10 protein-coding genes and 2 tRNA genes are annotated in these 19,739 nt (G+C 42.0%); 10 read left to right on the top strand and 2 right to left on the bottom strand.

Annotated elements, in window-relative coordinates:
* Positions 1-117: 117 nt before the first annotated feature.
* Positions 118-189: transfer RNA gene (locus GVN16_RS14915), tRNA-Arg, on the bottom strand.
* Positions 190-363: 174 nt separating this feature from the next.
* Between GVN16_RS14915 and GVN16_RS14910 the strand changes: the two genes are divergently transcribed.
* Complete coding sequence (locus tag GVN16_RS14910) at positions 364-3,240, top strand: FAD-binding and (Fe-S)-binding domain-containing protein (RefSeq protein ID WP_166564690.1); 2,877 nt, start codon at positions 364-366, stop codon at positions 3,238-3,240.
* A gap of 20 nt (positions 3,241-3,260) precedes the next feature.
* On the opposite strand, the gene hflX is transcribed toward GVN16_RS14910, so the two are convergent.
* Positions 3,261-4,499 carry a GTPase HflX gene (hflX, locus tag GVN16_RS14905; RefSeq protein WP_166564689.1) on the bottom strand — a complete coding sequence of 413 codons (1,239 nt, stop codon included), beginning with the start codon at positions 4,497-4,499 and terminating at the stop codon, positions 3,261-3,263.
* Positions 4,500-5,417: 918 nt separating this feature from the next.
* Between hflX and GVN16_RS14900 the strand changes: the two genes are divergently transcribed.
* The 9 genes from GVN16_RS14900 (at position 5,418) to nrfD (ending at position 19,730) form a co-directional block, all read left to right on the top strand.
* The gene (locus tag GVN16_RS14900) at positions 5,418-8,513 is read left to right on the top strand and encodes a TonB-dependent receptor (RefSeq protein WP_229244190.1); all 3,096 of its coding nucleotides are present in this window, start codon (positions 5,418-5,420) and stop codon (positions 8,511-8,513) included.
* A gap of 26 nt (positions 8,514-8,539) precedes the next feature.
* Complete coding sequence (locus GVN16_RS14895) at positions 8,540-10,102, top strand: RagB/SusD family nutrient uptake outer membrane protein (RefSeq protein WP_166564687.1); 1,563 nt, start codon at positions 8,540-8,542, stop codon at positions 10,100-10,102.
* Positions 10,103-10,290: 188 nt separating this feature from the next.
* Positions 10,291-10,746 carry an SsrA-binding protein SmpB gene (smpB, locus tag GVN16_RS14890; protein WP_166564686.1) on the top strand — a complete coding sequence of 152 codons (456 nt, stop codon included), beginning with the start codon at positions 10,291-10,293 and terminating at the stop codon, positions 10,744-10,746.
* Between the two features lie 92 nt (positions 10,747-10,838).
* On the top strand, positions 10,839-11,342 hold the full coding sequence (locus GVN16_RS14885; protein WP_166564685.1) for an HNH endonuclease: 504 nt from the start codon (positions 10,839-10,841) through the stop codon (positions 11,340-11,342).
* A 170-nt stretch (positions 11,343-11,512) separates the two neighbouring features.
* Complete coding sequence (gene rpsA / locus GVN16_RS14880) at positions 11,513-13,342, top strand: 30S ribosomal protein S1 (protein WP_166564684.1); 1,830 nt, start codon at positions 11,513-11,515, stop codon at positions 13,340-13,342.
* Between the two features lie 258 nt (positions 13,343-13,600).
* A tRNA-Cys gene (locus GVN16_RS14875) sits at positions 13,601-13,671 on the top strand.
* Between the two features lie 238 nt (positions 13,672-13,909).
* Complete coding sequence (locus GVN16_RS14870; RefSeq protein WP_166564683.1) at positions 13,910-15,124, top strand: c-type cytochrome; 1,215 nt, start codon at positions 13,910-13,912, stop codon at positions 15,122-15,124.
* 80 nt (positions 15,125-15,204) lie between these two features.
* The gene (locus GVN16_RS14865; protein WP_166564682.1) at positions 15,205-18,285 is read left to right on the top strand and encodes a TAT-variant-translocated molybdopterin oxidoreductase; all 3,081 of its coding nucleotides are present in this window, start codon (positions 15,205-15,207) and stop codon (positions 18,283-18,285) included.
* Positions 18,286-18,347: 62 nt separating this feature from the next.
* The gene (gene nrfD, locus GVN16_RS14860; RefSeq protein ID WP_205748870.1) at positions 18,348-19,730 is read left to right on the top strand and encodes an NrfD/PsrC family molybdoenzyme membrane anchor subunit; all 1,383 of its coding nucleotides are present in this window, start codon (positions 18,348-18,350) and stop codon (positions 19,728-19,730) included.
* Positions 19,731-19,739 lie beyond the last annotated feature (9 nt).

The following is a 19,739-nucleotide window of genomic DNA, read 5'->3' as shown; positions in this document are numbered from 1 at the left end:
AGCCGGACTTCAATATTTTCGCAATGTCCTTTGTATAAGTAGGATTCGTAAGTGAGACTCTGAATTACATAAGTGTAAAACATAGCAGAAGAATTGTTGTGGTGATTGTTAAGTAAGTGGTCTCGCCGGGAATCGAACCCAGATCTATTGTTTAGGAAACAACTATTCTATCCGTTGAACTACGAAACCATTTTTCAAAAGTTTTGCAAATATCTCCTTCCTGTCGCAGTTTTCCAATATTTTTCTGATATATCGTTTCGATTCTTTTAAAACCCTGCGATTTAGCCGGGATAATACAAGTACCGGGAATTTCTTTTTGCATCTTAATGAAAACTTACCCAATTTTGAAAAAAATAAGTTTTAATGTTTGCACAGTTTAAAGAACAATTTGAAGGGGAGTTATACTTTAACGATTCGCCTTCACATGAAGCCATTAAGAATGTCTATGCCACAGATGCTTCTGTTTACCAGGAGAAGCCTCTCGCTGTAGCGATTCCTAAAGGCACGAATGACATTCAGAAGTTAATCCACCTCGCTAAAGAGCATAAATTTACGTTGATTCCCAGAGCCGCCGGGACCTCTCTTGCAGGTCAGGTGGTAGGACCGGGCGTGGTAGTTGATATTTCCAAAAATCTCAATAGAATCATTGAGCTCAATGTGGAGGAGCAGTGGGTCAGGGTGCAGCCGGGCGTGATCAGGGATGACCTCAACGCGTATCTGAAACCTTTCGGACTGATGTTTGGTCCTGAAACCTCTACCAGCAGCCGTGCCATGATAGGCGGGATGATCGGTAATAATTCGTCCGGGCTTCATTCCATCATCTGGGGAGATACCCGTAACAACCTGCTTGAAATAAAAGCCTTTTTGTCTGACGGGGCTGAAGTGATAATCAATACAACAGATCAGAAAGGATCAGGTCTTTTAAATGAGATAAGAAAGAACCTTCATGAGATACTGGATGATGAATCACTAAGGGCACTTATCGGTGATAACTCACCTAAAGCCTCTATTACAAGAAGAAATACTGGCTATGCCCTGGATTTGCTCCTGAAAGATTCAGATAATTTACTGCCTTTGATCGCAGGGTCTGAAGGTACTTTGTGTTTTGTGACTGAAGCCAGGTTAAAACTTCTGAAACTACCGCCTGCCCATGTAGGCATGGTGGCTGTTCATTGTACTACCCTGGATGAGTCCCTGAAAAGTAACCTGGTAGCTTTGGCACACCATTGTTCGGCTTCGGAGCTGGTGGACGATTACATCCTGCGATTTACCAAAATCAATACCGAGCAATCTAAAAACAGGTTTTTTATTGAAGGAGAACCAAAAGCCATTTTGATGGTTGAGTTCTTTGACGACGACCTGGCTCATCTTACTTTAAAGCTGAGTAATTTTATAGAGGCTCTTCAACTGAAAGGGCTGGGCTATGCTTACCCGATGCTCTATGCAGAAGATACTAAAAAGGCCTGGGAGCTCAGGAAAGCAGGGCTGGGCCTACTCAGAAACCTGCCTGGTGATTCCCAGCCGGTCAATCTCATCGAGGATTGTGCAGTAGATGCCAATGATTTGCCGGACTACATCAGAGACCTGGAAGTACTGTTGAAAAGCCATGGGCTTGAGTATTCGATGTATGCCCATGCCGGAGCCGGCGAGCTGCACGTGGAGCCAATGATAAACCTCAAGTCTGCAGATGGCGTACAGCTTTTCAGAAAGGTGCTGTCTGATACAGCCCACCTGGTGAAAAAATACAAAGGATCACTTTCAGGAGAACATGGAGACGGAAGGCTCAGAGGAGAGTTTATTCCGGATATGGTAGGTGAGGAGGTTTACCAGTTGTTCAGGAAAGTCAAGCATATTTTTGACCCGGAAGGAATATTTAACAGGGGAAAGATCACGGATACGCCTTCGATGATAGAGTCGCTGAGGTATAAACAAGAGCCTGTTACACATTTGAAACCAACTGTCTTTGATTTCAGCCACCAGGAAAATATGCTCAGGCTGAGTGAAAAATGCAGCGGATCTGGAGATTGCCGCAAAACGGAAATTACCGGCGGCACCATGTGTCCGAGTTATATGGCTACCCGTTCTGAAAAAGACACCACAAGAGCCAGGGCCAATATTCTGAGGCAGTATATGACAGAGCCTGAGGCGATGAAAAACGGTCAATATGAAGTAAAAGAGATTCTTGACTTATGTTTGTCCTGCAAAGCCTGTAAATCCGAATGTCCGTCAGGTGTGGATATCAGCAAAATGAAGGCTGAGTTTACACAACAATATTATGACGAACACGGCGTGCCTTTCAGGTCCAGGCTGATTGCCGACTTTACCTCCCAGATGAAACTGGCGGCTATATTTCCTCCTGCTTACAACTTTATTTTCGGGAATTCATTCCTCAGGTCAAATATCAATAAGGTTGTCGGATTTCACCCGGAAAGAACCATGCCATTGCTGGGTAAACAAACCCTGCTGAGCTGGTTTAAGTCGCGAAAAGACAAAGCCCTGGTTTCAGAAAAGAAGGTCCTGCTTTTTTGTGATGAGTTTACCAATTACAACGACACGGAAGTAGGAGAAAAGACCGTTTTGCTCCTTGAAAAACTAGGATACCAGGTCATTATCCCCGATCATATAGAAAGCGGAAGGACCTACCTTTCCAAAGGTCTGATTAAAAAGGCAAAGACAATCGTGGAACAAAACATCGGGAAGCTGAAGGACCTGGTTACTGAAGAAACGCCCATGATAGGCATTGAGCCTTCAGCCATACTTACGTTCCGGGATGAATATCTTGATCTGGCCCCCGCCGGATTGAAAGCAGATGCTGAAAAAATCTCCGGGAATACCTTTATGTTTGACGAGTGGTTTGTCAGAGAGATTGAAAAAGGGAATATAAAGAAAGATAGTTTTATCTCAGATAAGGCCAGTATAAGATTGCACGGGCATTGTCAGCAGAAGGCATTAGGTAGCCTGGTCCCTGCCAAAAAAGCCCTGTCTTTTCCAGAAGGATACCAGGTGCAACTGATCCCCAGCGGATGTTGTGGTATGGCCGGATCATTCGGTTATGAAAAAGAACATTATGAGGTTTCGATGAAGATCGGCGAGTTGGTATTATTTCCTGCAGTAAGAAAAGAAGCCGATGATGTGATCATCGCTGCTCCGGGAACAAGCTGCAGACACCAGATCAAAGATGGAACGGGAAGGGTAGCACAACATCCCATCGAGATACTTTACAATGCGTTAAAAAAATAAATTCCTGGTAGGGAGAGCCATTAAGCTTCTCCCTGCCAGTCATACATAGGATTTTGCTTGGGGTCCCAGTTCGGATAAATCTGGAAATGCTTATCGGTGACAAGCTGTAGCAGGATTTTTCTCAACTCTTCCAGGTTCTCCTTTTTCTCAGCAGAAATGAAGACCACATGTTCAGTATTTTTCTGAAGATAACTTTTCTTTAATCTCGCCAGGTTTTTTTCAAGGTCTTCTGAGGTGGCCAGATGGTCATCTAGGCCTTCTTCCGACTCCGGCTGGTACGCGTCAAGTTTGTTAAAAACAAGAACAGTAGGTTTATTGCCGGCTCCTATTTCAGCCAGGTCCGTGTTGACGATTTCTATCTGCTCTTCAAAAGAACCGTGAGAAATATCTACCACATGGATCAGGATGTCGGCTTCCCTGATTTCGTCGAGGGTCGACTTAAATGATTCAATAAGCGTGGTAGGCAGTTTTCTGATAAAACCGACCGTATCCGTCAGCAGGAAAGGGATGTTTCCCAAAACAACTTTCCTGACGGTAGAATCGATGGTGGCGAAAAGCTTGTTTTCGGCAAATACCTCAGTTTTAGCCAACCGTCTCATTAAAGTAGATTTTCCGACATTCGTATATCCAACTAGCGAAACCCGCACCAATCTGCTTCTTTCTTTCCTTCTTGTAATGGATTGTTTGTCGATTTTATCCAGTTTTTCCTTGAGGAAAGCAATCCGGTCCTGCACAATCCTTTTATCTGTTTCCAGCTCTTTTTCTCCGGGACCACGCATCCCGATACCCCCTTTCTGGCGGCTCAGGTGGGTCCACATACGGGTCAGTCTGGGTAAAAGGTATTGGTATTGTGCCAGCTCCACCTGACGCTTGGCCTGGTCTGTTTGTGCACGTTGCGAAAATATATTCAGGATAAGCAGACTTCTGTCCAGCACCTTGATGTCTTTAAATGTCTGTTCAAGGTTCCGTACCTGTGAAGGGCTCAGTTCATCATCAAAAATGACGGTATCCACCGGGTTCATGGTGATCCAGGTTTGGATCTCTTCCAGCTTTCCTTTTCCTACAAAGGTTTTCTGATCAGGATAATTAAGTCGTTGAATAAAGGTTTTGACGGTTATGGCACCGGCGGTTTCCGCCAGGAAAGCCAATTCATCTAAGTATTCTTTGGTTTTCTCGGCGTTCTGTTTTTGGGTAATTAAACCGACAAGAATGGCTGTCTCTTGTTTTTTGGAAGTTGATAATAATGGTGTATTTAACAATTTTTATACGCTTGATTTAATTTATGAAACTCATTACCAGACAAATTTAACAGAAAAAGAAGGGAGAAAGTTAGATTCCTGCATAAGAATTTTCTTTTTTTGAAGCTATTTATAAGTAATAAACGGACTCTCAGGAAGTAAAAAAGGCGGTTTACAGAGTAAGCAGAAGGCCGGTATATTCTGAATCTATTACGGCAAAAAAACGGCCATTTTTTGTGATATTTTGTTTAAATATCTGATAATTAATATATTGTATTGGATTAAAAATATTTTTTTCGAAGAAAAGAAATTGGCATAGTATTCGCATACTGTATAAACGTTAGTAAAAGTATAACCCTGTGTACTAAAAAATCTTCAAAAAGCTTTGGTAATGAAAAATGCCAAAATGATTGGAAATTAGGTGAGAGGTTTATAAATTTGTTTCGCTTAATACACATGACAAAAACATTTGAATTGTATTCATAAAGATTTAATCCTCAAATGATAGCTTAATAAGCTAGCACATGGATTATTAGGAAAGCACGTAAGTCGGAATCCCTGTCACTATTATTGAGACAGGGATTTTTTATTGCATTTTATTCTTCACTTTCATGATCCCTCTCTGTGATCTGTTTCTCTCTTTCCTGATTTTGTATTTTTCCGGTATTGAGCTTTTTCCCCGTAAATTATTTTTTCCACATTTAGTTTTTTTCAAAAAGCGACCTAAAAATAGTTAAAGTATTTATTGTCAAAGTATTATACGTTAACAATGTACCCGTTTAATAATTTTTTTATTAATACCTGCATTTATTTAAAGATATCTTATCAAACCTGACTTGTATTATAATTATATTTATTTTTATTTTACACCGATTCTATATATTCTCCCACTTAAAAATTAGTTGTTTTATGAAAAAAAACTATGTTCTTAGTTTATTCATGCTCTTCGCCAGTTTGGGCTTTCTGCACGCACAGGACAGGCAGGTTAAGGGTACTGTAACTGACGAAAAAGAAGGTTACGGACTACCTGGCGTCAGTATCAGCCTGAAAGGCACTACAAAAGGTGTAACTACCGATGCCAACGGTGCTTACACAATCAGTGTTCCGGGTGGTGCCACACTTGTTTTTTCCTACATTGGTTATGAAACCAAAGAAGTGGCTGTGAACAACAGCACCGAACTGAATGTTTCATTATTATCTTCTTCGGTGACTTTGACCGAAACCGTTGTTATCGGTTACGGTACACTTAAAAAATCTGACCTTACCGGTTCTGTCGGATCTGTCAGAGATGCTCAGCTTCGTGAAAGACCGGCCGCTTCGCTTAACCAGGCATTGTCCGGTAGAATGGCGGGTGTGCAGGTGAACACCAACTCGGGTCGTCCGGGTGGTAGAACCAACATCAGGGTGCGTGGTTTCAGCTCTATTAACTCTTCGAACAACCCTTTGTATGTGGTTGACGGGGTAATGCTTCCGCAAGGAAACCAGGCCCAGTTTTCGTCAGCAATTGACTACATTAACCCGAATGATATCGTTTCGGTTGAGGTTTTGAAAGACGCGTCTTCTACAGCCATTTATGGTGCCAGAGGAGCGAACGGCGTTATCCTGGTAACCACCAAAAAAGGTAAAGCGGGTGGATCTCAGGTAACTTACAACACTGATTTCAGTGTGAACACCATCGGGCCAAACCGTCCGAGGGTTTTGAATGCAAAAGAATACATGGCGGTTGAAGACCTTGCCTGGGCTAACATGCAGAAATTTGACCCGGTTGGATGGGCTGCCGGAAAATGGGCTTACCTGAATCCTAAACTGAGAAGAACGGATCCAAGGGTATTTGACAGCAATGGAAATCCTTTGTATGATACAGACTGGTTTAAAGAGTCTACTCAGAACAAGCTTTCTCAGAATCACCAATTGGGTTTTAGCGGTGGTAACGAGCGTACCCAATACTCTTTATCATTGGGTTATAGAGATGACGAAGGTTTGATCAAGACTTCATATCTGAAAAGATATTCAGGAAGATTTACGATTGACGATCAGGTTAAATCATGGTTGAAAATCGGTGGTACATTGAGCTATAACAACCAGACTGAGAGAATCGTCGATATCAATGACGCGGTTGCCCGTCAGATCGTGGAAGATTTCCCGTTCCTTCCTGTGAAATATGCCGACGGAACTTACGCCAACAACCGTGATTTTCCGTTTGCTGAAGGAACCATGAGTTCTGTTCACCGTCTGTATGGCCGTAAGTATATTCTGAATACCCAGACTACTACCGGTAGCCTTTATTCAAACATCACGTTTGCCAAAGGATTGGAAATGAGAACGGTATTAGGTACCAACATCATGACCCAGGAGCAAAATGAGTCAAGCACAAGAACATTGGAGATTGGTGCCCAGGGAACTGCTTCTGCCCGTAACAGAAAAGATACCTTCTGGTCACTTGAAAACTACCTGACTTACAATAAGCAGATCAACGAGAACAACTCAATTACAGCTTTGGCAGGTATTTCATGGCAGGAAACCAACTTCTTCAGAATTGCATCCAGTATTCGTGGATTTGCTACTGATTACTTCGGCTATAACAACTTAGGTGCTGGTAGCACATTGCCGGCCGTTGAATCGGATGCTTCAAGAAATGCTTTCAACTCTTATTTCGGCCGTATCAACTATACTTTGAATAACAAGTACCTGTTTACAGTAACAGGACGTGCTGACGGATCGTCTAAATTTGGTGAGAACCATAAATTTGCCTTCTTCCCGTCGGCAGCTGCAGCCTGGAAAATTTCTGATGAAGAATTCCTGAAGGGCAATACCATTATCTCTAACCTTAAACTTCGTGCAAGTTATGGTTTGACAGGTAACTCCGAAATTCCTGCTTATTCTTCGTTGTCATTGCTTAGCTCTAACTACGCTGCTGTGATCAATGACGTGAAAGTGTCGGGCACAGGTATTACAAGACTGGCTAACCCGGATTTGAGATGGGAAAAAACAGCTCAGAGTGATATAGGGTTGGAATTAGGCCTTTTCAGAGGTAAAATTACTTTGGAGGCTGACTTCTATAACAGAAAAACTACTGACATGCTTTTGGATGCCCCGGTACCACGTACCAGCGGATATGCCACAATCAGAAGAAACGTAGGTTCTATGCAGAACAGAGGTTTGGAATTTGCGGTTAATACCGTCAATATTGAAAGAGGAAGTTTCCAATGGACAACCAACTTCAATATCTCGATGAACAAAAACAAAGTGCTTTCACTGGCGACGCCTTCGGATATTTTCGGAGTGGGTGGTCCTAACTTCACTAACCAGACCAACATCATCAGAATCGGTGAGCCTGTAGGTTCATTCTGGGGATTGACCCGTCTGGGTGTGTGGAGCGAAGCTGAAAGAGAAGAAGCGGCAAAATATACTTCTTATCGTAACGGTTTGACGGTACTTCCGGGGGATATCAAATACAAAGACGTAAACGGAGACAAAGCCATCACAGATGCTGACCGTTCTATTATCGGTAATGGTAGCCCGAAAGCGTGGGGAGCTTTGACCAACGCCTTCAGATACAACAATTTTGATCTGACTTTTGAACTTCAGTACTCTTATGGTAATGATGTCATGATGATGAACCTGCACGCCAGCGAAGACCGCCAGGCCTTGGCTAACAGCTACACGACCGTTCTGAATGCCTGGACTCCGACCAATCAGAATACCATGATTGCTCAGATCCGTGACACCAGGGCTGGTTATGTAACCAACGTAGATGATCACTGGGTGAAGGACGGTTCGTTCCTGAGAGGTAAAAACCTTTTGCTGGGATACACTTTCCCATCAAATGTTACAGAAAAGTTAAAACTGAGCAGACTTAGGGTTTACACTTCTGCACAAAACTTCTTCCTGTTAGTGACTGATAAAGTTATTGGTGATCCGGAAGTTACTCCGACCAATCAGGGAGATGGCAGCAGTGCCTTTTCTCAAGGGATGATCTGGCATAATTATCCAAAACCTACGACCTACATGATGGGTCTTCAGGTGACGTTTTAATTAAATAACTTTAAAAAAAATTCTATATGAACTTTGATAGATTTAAACATATAAGCAGGGTATTTTTCTCAGGGGCTTTAGTATTCACCACGTTCAGTTGTTCAGATTTCCTTGATGAAGTGGCACCGTCCAACCTGACGCCGGAAAGCTTCTATACTATTCCTGATCATGCTGAAGCTGCCATCGCTTCTGTTTATGCAGACACGCGTTTTATTGGCGACGGAGCCGGTATCTTTTCTTCCAACTGGCAGTTGCTGGAAGCCATCACCGGAACTTCTACAACAGAAACAGCTCAGAACTCCGATTTGAACAACCTTTATGGTTTGGTGTTCGATGGTAATACCCAGCACGTGATCAACTACTGGAATGGTCTTTACAAAGTGGTTGCCCAAGCTAACCAGGTGTTGGAAAAGGTTCCTGCCATTACTCCGATGGATGAAGCTCAGAAAAAGAAAATTCTGGGTGAAGCCAGATTTTTGAGAGCATGGGCTTATTTTTATATCGTACGTCTTTGGGGTGATGCACCTTTGATTACCAAGCCTCAGACAGCTTCTTCAGAAAATTTTCTTCCTTCAAGAGCATCGCAGGAAGAGGTTTACAAACTGATTGTGGATGACCTTATTGCTGCTGAAGGAGCAGGTCTTGCCTGGATGAACAGTAACGGACGTGTTTCACAGGCGGCCGTTAAGTCGCTTCTGGCTAAGGTTTACCTTACCATGGCAGGTTTCCCGTTGAGTAAAGGAGCTTCGCATTACACACTTGCGGCTAATAAAGCTAAAGAAGTAATTACTTATGCCAACAGTAACCCTGCTTCAATCAATCTTTTTGCTACTTATGGAGATGTGCACAAAGAAAGTCTGAAAAATACAGTTGAGCATATCTTTATGCTTCAGTACAATACGCTTGTGGCTGCCAACCCGATGGATAACATGTATCCTAACTTCAAGCCTGTGACCTACAACGGTCCGTCCGGAACAGGAAGTACAGTGCCTACCCAGCAGTTTTACAAGTCGTACGAAGCCGGTGACCTGAGAGCAAAAGACCGCGAAGGTTATTTCTACAGCAGTTACTTTACTAATGGTAACGGTGCATTGTTCGATCTTGGAGCACCTTATATCTTCAAGCACTTCAACATTACCGCTAATGGTACTTCGGGTGTAGCTGGTACAAGAAACAACAACCTGAATGTGCCTTTGATCCGTTATGCAGAAGTATTGCTTATTTTTGCTGAAGCTCAGAACGAAGTAGGCGGACCTAACCAGGAAGCATATGATGCGATGAAAAGAATCAGAGACAGAGCTACCTTAGCAACTCCTGCACTGGGTACATTCACCCAGGCCAGCTTCCGTGAGGCGGTTTGGAGAGAGCGTTGGCATGAACTGTGTTATGAAGGAATCACCTGGTTTGACATGGTGCGTCTGAGAAAGGTTTATAACGAAACAACGAACGGATTCGATAATTTTGTCGGACACGTAAACCTGAGTTCTAAGCAGGCCCTTGCTGAAAAGCATCTTTTGTTGCCGCTTGGAAAACAGGAAATGTTGAACAACCCGAATCTTAAACCTCAGAATCCGGGATATCCGAACTGATCATAATTTTTAAAAATTGCCCGGCAGATGAACGTCTTCCGGGCAATTTTGCTTTAATATATACCCACATTGGCTTTTACCTTCTTCAGTAATGATCCTTTAGTGGCTGCGTTCTGTTATTTTACTTTCAAAAACATTACATTTGCAGATTGTATAGCAGAATTTAATACAGAGATTTATTTTTCGATATGGCAGATAAGATTGCAAAAAATATAAGTATTCAGAATAAAAAAGCCCAGTTTGAGTACGCTTTTCTTGAAAAGTACACAGCCGGGGTAGTACTGATGGGGACTGAGATCAAGTCCATCCGCCAGGGAAAAGTCAGTATGGCCGATGCCTACTGTTTCTTTAACGGCACAGAATTGTTCATTAAAAACCTGAACATTTCCAAGTATGACAACGGCACCCATTATAACCACGAACCGCTGCGTGACCGTAAGCTGTTGCTGACCCGGAAAGAGCTTAAAAAACTTGTGAATAAACTGACTGATAAAGGCCTTACGATCATTCCTACGAGGGTTTACATATCAGAACAGGGACTGGCTAAAATAGACATCGGCCTTGCGAAAGGAAAGAAATTATATGATAAAAGGGAGTCTATCAAAGAACGCGATGTAAGCCGGGACCAGATGCGGGAACATTAAAATTTACAAATATTTATTCTGTTGAAATTCAGTTTATTAGATTATTTTTTTATATTGCCATGAAATAAATATAATTCCAAAATACTTATTTTATGGGTCGGAAAGTTTTAATTTTAAACGCTGACTATAGTGCCATCAGCTTATGCACGGTACCAAAAGCTTTTCTTCTAGTCTATTTAAACAAAGCGGAATTAGTGGCTGAATCCCCAAAAGCTGCTCTCAGAACTGTCTCTCAAACTTACCCCCTTCCTTCAGTCATCCGGTTAAATCATTACGTAAACATCCCTTTTAAAGGAGTTGTACTCAGCAGGCAGAATATTTTCAAGCGGGACCTGAACACCTGTGTGTATTGCGGAAATCACCACGACTTAACACTGGATCATGTTTTGCCCAAGTCAAGAGGAGGGAAGACCAACTGGGAAAACCTGGTGACCGCCTGCAAAAGATGTAACTCGAAAAAAGGCGACCTGCTGCCCGAGGAGGCTGCCATGCCCTTGCACCATTCTCCCTTTAAGCCTTCTTTCATTATGTTTGTCAGGGATTGTTCCGACAAACTGGAGGAAAACTGGGTGCCTTTTCTGAACCGCCGGAGATAGAGAATTGAAAATTAGACTTTTACTCCTACAAACTTCTCATTCTTCTTGCTAGTATCTTCAATATTTTATACCTTTGCAGTCCTTTTTGCGAAGGGAAAATCAATTTTAAACCAATTTCAGCAGAATTGCTCGGTCTGCTGATGTAATAAAGAGCTATTTATCAATTATTTATGGCAAATCAAGAATTCCCGGAATTTGACTGGGATAAAGTTTCAAAAAAAGGTATTGGTGGAGGTTATTCCGCATCTGAGAAAGCTGAATTTGAAAAAATTTACAGCGACACTCTTACAGCTATCGAAGAAAAGGATGTAGTGGATGCTACTGTTGTGGGTATTACCGACAGAGAAGTATTGCTTAACATCGGTTTCAAATCTGACGGAATCGTTTCCCGTTCAGAATTCCGTGACCTGCCGGATCTTAAAGTAGGAGATGTTGTTGAAGTCTTCATTGAAAAGCAGGAAGATGCATTAGGCCAGTTGGTTATTTCACGCAAAAAAGCGAGAATCTTAACTGCATGGTCGAAAATCGAGAAAGCTCTCGAAACAGACATTATTGTTGATGCCCTGATCAAACGCCGTACAAAAGGTGGTTTGATTGTAGATATTTTTGGAATCGAGGCGTTCTTGCCAGGTTCTCAGATTGATGTTAAACCAATCAGGGATTTTGATATTTTTGTTGGAAAACGCATGGAAGTTAAAGTGGTTAAAATTAACCATACTAACGATAACGTGGTTGTTTCTCACAAAGTACTTATCGAGAAAGATCTTGAAAAACAACGTCAGCAAATCCTTACTAACCTTGACAAAGGACAAGTTCTTGAAGGTGTTGTTAAAAATATTACCAACTTCGGTGTGTTCATCGATCTTGGTGGAGTTGACGGTCTTCTTCACATTACTGATATCTCGTGGGGTCGTGTTAATCATCCGAATGAAGTACTTAAGCTTGACGACAAAATCAAGATTGTTGTACTTGACTTTGATGAGGACAAAAAACGTATCTCTCTTGGTATGAAACAGCTTGAAGCCCATCCTTGGGATTCTCTGGCTGCCGGACTGGAAATCGGTTCGAAAGTAAGTGGTAAAATCGTTAATATCGCTGACTACGGTGCTTTCCTTGAAATCAAACCAGGTGTTGAAGGTTTGATCCACGTTTCTGAAATGTCATGGTCTCAGCACCTGAGAAACCCTTCTGATTTCCTTCAGATCGGTGATGATATCTCTGCGGTGGTTCTTACACTTGACCGTGAAGAAAGGAAAATGTCACTGGGTATCAAACAAATCACTGAAGATCCGTGGACTAAACAGGATTTGCTAAGCAAATATGCTGTTGGTTCTAAACATAAAGGTACTGTTCGTAACCTGACTAACTTCGGCTTGTTCCTTGAACTTGAAGAAGGTATCGACGGTCTTGTTCACGTTTCTGACCTTTCATGGACTAAGAAAATCAAACACCCGTCTGATTTTGTTAAAATCGGTGATGAACTTGAAGTAGTTGTTCTTGAACTGGATGGTGAAAACCGCAGACTGGCCCTGAGTCACAAACACCTGGAAGAAAACCCTTGGGATACTTTCGAAACTGTTTTTGAAGTAGGTTCAACTCACGAAAGTACTATCCTTTCTAAAAACGACAAACAAGTTAGCCTTGAACTTCCTTACGGTATCGAAGGATACGCTTTATTGAAAGGTATTGCTAAAGAAGACGGTTCAGTAGCTGAAACAGGCGAAAAACTTCCTTTCGAAGTAATCGAATTCAACAAAGAAGAGAAGAAAATCGTTCTTTCTCATACCAAGACATGGGAAGCTCCGGTTGAAGAAGACAAGAGCAAGAAAAAAGCTCCTTCTAACAACAAATCTGAGAAAACAAAATTGCCTGAGGCTGAAAAATCTACTCTAGGAGATTTGTCTGCTCTTGCCGCTTTGAAAGACCAGATGGAGAGCGATGCAGCTGCCCCTAAGAAAAAGGCAGTTAAAAAGAAAACTGAAGAATCAGAGGCTGAATAAGAATCAGAGTCTGATGATCTATAAAAAAGGCCATTTCCTGTCATGGGAAGTGGCCTTTTTTCTGTTATATCAGCCTTATCTTGAAATGTTTATGTAAGGACTTGCCGGGAAACCGGCCCTGGAAACGGAATTATTTCAGATTTAGTTATCTGTTTTAATGGAAATAATTGATTAAAATTTTGGAATTTGAGTTTCCGGGCGTACCTTTGCAGTCCGATTAATACAGAGATATTTTTTGTGTTAATTTAATCTTTTTAAGGTCCTGTGGCCGAGTGGTTAGGCAGAGCTCTGCAAAAGCTTGTACAGCGGTTCGAATCCGCTCGGGACCTCTTAAATTCGTATAAAAGTCATAGGCAATTCTTGCTTTAGTACCATTTGTTTATCATCTTTCTGAGATATTAACAAATGGTATTTTCTTTTCAAATCATTGATAATCAGTATCCTCTGGTTTTATTTGTAATTATTCTAAATTTAGGAGCCTTATAAAAAAAAGGATAATAAGTATTTGATTGGTAGTAATCCTGAATTAGTTTTGCAATCAGAAAAATTGCCTTATTCTATATTCATATGTTAAGCAAAAAATACAAACATTTACTACTTTCCTTATTTGCGTTTTTTATCCTATCCGAAACAGCTTTTGCTCAGGACGGAGATGCCGCTGCTGGAGAGAAAGCATTCAAAGCCAATTGTTCACAATGTCACGCCGCTGATGCAACGCAAGTTGTAGGTCCGGGTTTAGCAGGAATAGAAGATCGCAGAGATTTTGCCTGGATTAAAAAATGGATCAATAATTCAGCTGCTGTTATTGCCAGTGGTGATAAATATGCTGTTGACCTTTATGAAAAGTTCAACAAAACACCGATGACCGCCTTTCCTGGTTACGGAGATGCTGAAGTTAAAAACATACTGGCTTACGTAAAAGCTGCCAATGCCGCACCTGCACCTGCCGCTCCCGGAGCTGCACCTGTTGCTGCTGCTCAGGGTGGTGACGAAACCGGTGGTGGTAAATTCTTCAACATTGTCCTGGTTACCCTCCTTGTTATTATGGGTCTGGTTCTTGTAGCTCTTTTGGCTATTCTGAGACTGTTGACTAAATTATCAGGTGGTGATGACGAAGATGGAGAAGATGGCGTTTCAGGCGGAGAGAAATTCAAATCCAGCTTCAAAAACCTGGTAGCTAACAAGACAGTTCGCTCTGCAGTGATCTGGTTGTTCATCATCCTTGGTACCAAAGCCACACTTGATGGTCTTTATGGTATCGGTGTTCATCAGGGTTATGCTCCGAAACAACCTATTTCTTTTTCTCACAAGCTTCACGCCGGAGAAATGGAAATCAACTGTGCTTATTGTCATACAGGAGTATACAAAGGAAAGCAGGCGGGTATTCCTTCTGCGAGCATTTGTATGAACTGTCATAACACCATCAAAAGAGAATCTCCTGAGATTCAGAAAATATACACTGCCATTGAAAAAGATCAGCCGATTGAATGGGTAAGGGTTCATAACCTTCCTGACCTGGCTTATTTTAATCACTCTCAGCACACCAATGTAGGAGGCCTGGCTTGTGAAAACTGTCACGGTGAAATTCCTAAAATGGAAGTAGTAGAACAAAGATCTACACTGACTATGGGCTGGTGTATTGACTGTCACCGTAAAACGGACGTTAATGCTAAAGGCAATGCTTATTATGATACCCTTCTGGATGCTCATAATAAGACTACAAAAGATGCAATGAAAGTTGAAGATATTGGAGGTTTGGAGTGTGCTAAATGCCACTATTAATCGGCCGTTCAATACAGAAATAAATAATATAATAATTCGGAAAAACCTCTTATATAATAAGGAGTAATCAATAAAAGCTCATGGAGAATACTAAAAAAAGGTATTGGAAAGGGATTGAGGAGTTAAAAAATGACATCAATGTTGTTAAAAACGCTGAAAGAGAATTTAATCTTGATGACGTTGATGGCGGAACACATCGTAGGGATTTTTTAAAAATGCTGGGCTTTGGGGTTGCTGCAGTTTCACTGGCAGCCTGTGATGCTCCGGTTAGAAAAACCATTCCATATCTGAACAAACCGGAAGATGTGGAGCCTGGTATTCCTAACTATTATGCAACAACCTATGCTTCAGGAGGTGATTACGCCAGCATTCTTGTTAAAACGCGTGAAGGAAGGCCTATAAAAATTGAAGGTAACAAGTTGTCGGGTGTTACAAAAGGTGGCGTGAGTGCAAGAATTCATGCTTCGGTTTTGTCCCTTTATGACAATGAGAAACTGAAAGAGCCTCAGAAAGGTGGTAAAGCAACAACCTGGGCTAAGCTGGATCAGGAAATTGCTGCTTCGCTGTCAAAGGCCTCCAGTATCAGAATCGTTTCCAATACGATACTTTCTCCTTCTGCGAAGTCTGTTATCGCTGATTTTATTGCTAAATATCCAAGTGCAAAACATGTCGCTTACGATACCAATGGTGCAGACGGACTGATTGAAGGAAATCTTAAATCTTTCGGAAAAGCAGTTATTCCTTCTTACAGATTTGACAAAGCCAAGGTAATGGTAGGTATCAACTGTGATTTTACCGGTACTTGGATCTCTCCTCTGGAATATTCAAACCAGTGGGCTGAAACAAGAAAGGTAAGCAGTGGTAAGCATGGCAGTAAAACCATGTCACGTCACTATCAGTTTGAAACCGGAATGACCGTCACCGGTGCCGCTGCCGATTACAGAGGAATGATCAAACCTTCTGAAGAAGCCGCTTTTGCTGCAAATCTTTATAATAAAGTAATTACATTACTGGGCGGTTCGCCTGTTTCTGCTCCTAAAGTAGATACCCAGTATATCGATAAATGTGCGAAAGACCTCGTAGCTGCCAAAGGAGCTTCCCTGGTTGTTTCAGGTTCTAATGATGTAAATGTACAGGTGTTGGTTAACGCCATCAACAATGCCCTGGGTAATATCGGTAACACCGTTGATTTCGGAACGCCCGTATACTACAGACAAGGTAACGCTGCTGAAATGAATCAGTTTGTAACAGAATTGAAATCAGGACAGGTAGGAGCAGTTATTTTCTACGAATCAAATCCTGTATTTGATCACCTGAGAGGTGCTGAGATTGCAGAAGGATTAAAGAAAACTACTCTGAGCATTTCTACTGCTGACCGTGCTGACGAGACCGCTAAATTGTGTCAATATATTGCCCCGGCTTCTCACTACCTTGAATCATGGGGTGATGCGATGCCTAAAGCAGGTTTTTATTCATTGCAGCAACCAACCATTTCGACGATATACAGCACAAGACAGACAGAAGTAAGTTTACTTACCTGGGCTGGAGCAAATGCTGATTATCAGGCATATCTGAAATCATTCTGGTCTAAAAATATACTAACCGGCAAATCCTGGATTCAGGCTTTGCACGATGGTGTGTATGAAGTAGCCCCGGCAGTACCTGCAGGAGCATCATTTACCGCCAATGTAGCCGAAGCCGCGGCTTCTGTTGCAGCTCCGAAAACAGACCTTGAACTATCTGTTTTTGAATCTCTTGCCCTTGGAACAGGTGCTTATGCCAATAACCCTTGGTTGCAGGAGCTTCCGGATCCTATTTCTAAAGTTACCTGGGAAAACACAGCCGCTTTCTCTCAGAAAACAGCTAAAGACCTTGGAATTGCACAGGGAGACTGGGTTAAACTGACAGTAGGAGATAAGAGCATCGAACTTCCTGTGTTGATACAACCAGGTCAGGCCCACTCTACAGTTTCTGTAGCAATGGGTTACGGTAGAACAGACGCCGGTAAAGCCGGTAATGTAGGTTCAAATCCTTTCCCTCTGTTGGGATCTTCTAAAACTGCTTCGAATTTCTGGACAGGTGGTGTTAAAGTAGAAAAAACAAAAGACGGATATACACTGGCTCAGACACAAACCCACGAAACCGTAATGGGTCGTGAGGCTGTTGTTCAGGAAACTATCCTTTCAGAATATCTTAAGAATGATAAAGCCGGCCGTTATGAGCCGATGATTGCTACTTCAGAAGGTCTTAAGAAACCATATTCTATCACGTTGTGGAACGGACACGAGAAAAAGAACCACAGCTGGGGTATGGTGATTGACCTGAACACCTGTAACGGTTGTTCAGCTTGTCTTATCTCTTGTCAGGCCGAAAACAACGTGGCTGTAGTAGGTAAGAAAGAGGTAGTAAGAGCACGTGAAATGCACTGGATCAGATTGGACAGATACTACAGTACCGATGCCGATCTTGATAGCAGAACATTCAGCGGATACAAAGCGATGGAAGTTGCTTCAGAAAATCCTGAGGTTATTTTCCAACCGATGATGTGTCAGCACTGTTCAAATGCACCTTGTGAAACGGTTTGTCCGGTATTGGCGACAACCCACAGTTCAGAAGGTCTGAATCAGATGACTTATAACAGATGTGTGGGTACAAGATATTGTGCTAACAACTGTCCTTATAAAGTACGTAGATTTAACTGGTTTAAATATTTCGAAAACGACAATTTCGATTATAACATGAACAATGAATTGGGACGTATGGTGTTAAACCCTGACGTAACTGTTCGTTCAAGAGGTGTGATCGAAAAATGTTCTATGTGTGTTCAACGTATCCAGGCCGGTAAACTTGCTGCCAAGAAAGAGAAGCGTCGTCCGGTTGATGGTGAAATTGAAACTGCCTGTTCTTCTTCATGTCCTTCAGGCTCTATTATTTTTGGAGATATGCTTGATCCTGAATCAAGAATTTCTAAAGTTCTTGAGCAGGAAAAAGAAGGCAGAGCCTTCCATATGCTGGAAGAGATCAATGTAAGACCTCAGGTTACTTACCTGGTGAAGGTTAAGAACAAGGATGAGATTGTGGCAAAGAGAAGCAAAGCGGGTGATAAGAAAAAACACGCTGCTGAACCTGAGCATGCTGCAGAGCACAAAGCACATAGTTAATTAGATAGAAAATTATTATTAAACTTTAAATAAACAATCCTAATCGGATTTAGGGTAGTATTATGCAAGTAGTTTCACCTATTAGAGAACATTTGGTAACGGGTGGTAAAACCTATCACGACGTTACTGAAGACATATGCAGACACGTAGAGTCCAAGCCTACCAAAGAATGGAAAATAGCTTTTATTATTTCCGTTGTGGTGTTAATTTATGGTGCTTCCTGGGTACTGTGGACATGGTGGGAAGGTCTTGGAGTATGGGGTTTGAATAAGACAGTCGGTTGGGCATGGGATATCACCAACTTTGTATGGTGGGTAGGTATCGGTCACGCCGGAACGCTTATTTCAGCCATCCTTCTTTTGTTCCGTCAGAAATGGAGAACCTCAATCAACCGTGCCGCTGAAGCGATGACTATCTTCGCGGTATTGTGTGCGGCTTCATTCATCCTGATGCACATGGGGCGTCCATGGTTAGCTTACTGGGCTTTACCACTTCCGAACACCTTCGGATCTCTTTGGGTTAACTTTAACTCTCCTCTTGTATGGGACGTTTTTGCGATCTCTACTTACTTCTCGGTTTCATGTCTTTTCTGGTATATCGGTATGGTTCCGGATCTGGCTACGATCAGAGACAGAGCTACAGGCATAAGAAAATCTATTTACGGTGCACTTTCATTAGGATGGACCGGTGGTGCCAAATCATGGGCCAGATATGAAGATGTTTCTTTGATTCTTGCAGGTTTGTCTACTCCTCTTGTACTTTCTGTACACACTATTGTATCCTTTGACTTTGCTACTTCGGTTATTCCGGGATGGCACACGACGATCTTCCCTCCATATTTCGTGGCAGGTGCGATCTTCTCGGGATTTGCGATGGTTCAGAACCTTATGCTGGTGACGAGGGTAGTGTATAAATTAGAAGATTACATCACTATTGAGCACATCGGTCTGATGAATAAGATCATTACAGTAACCGGTTCAATTGTAGGTGTGGCTTATATTACTGAGTTTTTCATCGCTTTCTACTCTGGCGTACAATATGAAAGTTATGCTTTCTTAAACAGGGCGACTGGTCCTCTTTGGTGGTCATATGCCGCGATGATGACCTGTAACGTACTTTCTCCGCAGATTTTCTGGTTCAAGAGCCTGAGAGAGAACATTGTAGTATCTTTCGTGATTGCAGTAGTTGTAAACATCGGTATGTGGTTTGAGCGTTTTGTAATTATTGTTACTTCGCTTCACAGAGATTACCTACCATCAAGCTGGACTTACTTTACGCCTCGTATGGGTGATATTGGAGATTATATTTTCTCTTTCGGATTCTTCTTTACCTTGTTTTTCCTTTTCTCTAAATACTTACCGGTGATTAACATGGCAGAGGTTAAATCAGTATTGAAATCATCATCAGAAAAAACAACAGAAGAGAAAGAAGTATCAGCTCATTAATCAAAGCAT

Source organism: Emticicia sp. CRIBPO (assembly GCF_009905725.1).
GTDB lineage: Bacteria > Bacteroidota > Bacteroidia > Cytophagales > Spirosomataceae > Leadbetterella.
This window is presented reverse-complemented; position numbering and strand designations above follow the sequence as displayed.

What these genes read in the sequence shown, in the direction of transcription:
- GVN16_RS14910 (WP_166564690.1), top strand. Translation starts at nt 364, where the DNA reads ATGTTTGCACAGTTTAAAGAACAATTTGAAGGGGAGTTATACTTTAAC.
- GVN16_RS14900 (WP_229244190.1), top strand. Translation starts at nt 5,418, where the DNA reads ATGCTCTTCGCCAGTTTGGGCTTTCTGCACGCACAGGACAGGCAGGTT.
- GVN16_RS14895 (WP_166564687.1), top strand. Translation starts at nt 8,540, where the DNA reads ATGAACTTTGATAGATTTAAACATATAAGCAGGGTATTTTTCTCAGGG.
- smpB (WP_166564686.1), top strand. Translation starts at nt 10,291, where the DNA reads ATGGCAGATAAGATTGCAAAAAATATAAGTATTCAGAATAAAAAAGCC.
- GVN16_RS14885 (WP_166564685.1), top strand. Translation starts at nt 10,839, where the DNA reads ATGGGTCGGAAAGTTTTAATTTTAAACGCTGACTATAGTGCCATCAGC.
- rpsA (WP_166564684.1), top strand. Translation starts at nt 11,513, where the DNA reads ATGGCAAATCAAGAATTCCCGGAATTTGACTGGGATAAAGTTTCAAAA.
- GVN16_RS14870 (WP_166564683.1), top strand. Translation starts at nt 13,910, where the DNA reads ATGTTAAGCAAAAAATACAAACATTTACTACTTTCCTTATTTGCGTTT.
- GVN16_RS14865 (WP_166564682.1), top strand. Translation starts at nt 15,205, where the DNA reads ATGGAGAATACTAAAAAAAGGTATTGGAAAGGGATTGAGGAGTTAAAA.
- nrfD (WP_205748870.1), top strand. Translation starts at nt 18,348, where the DNA reads ATGCAAGTAGTTTCACCTATTAGAGAACATTTGGTAACGGGTGGTAAA.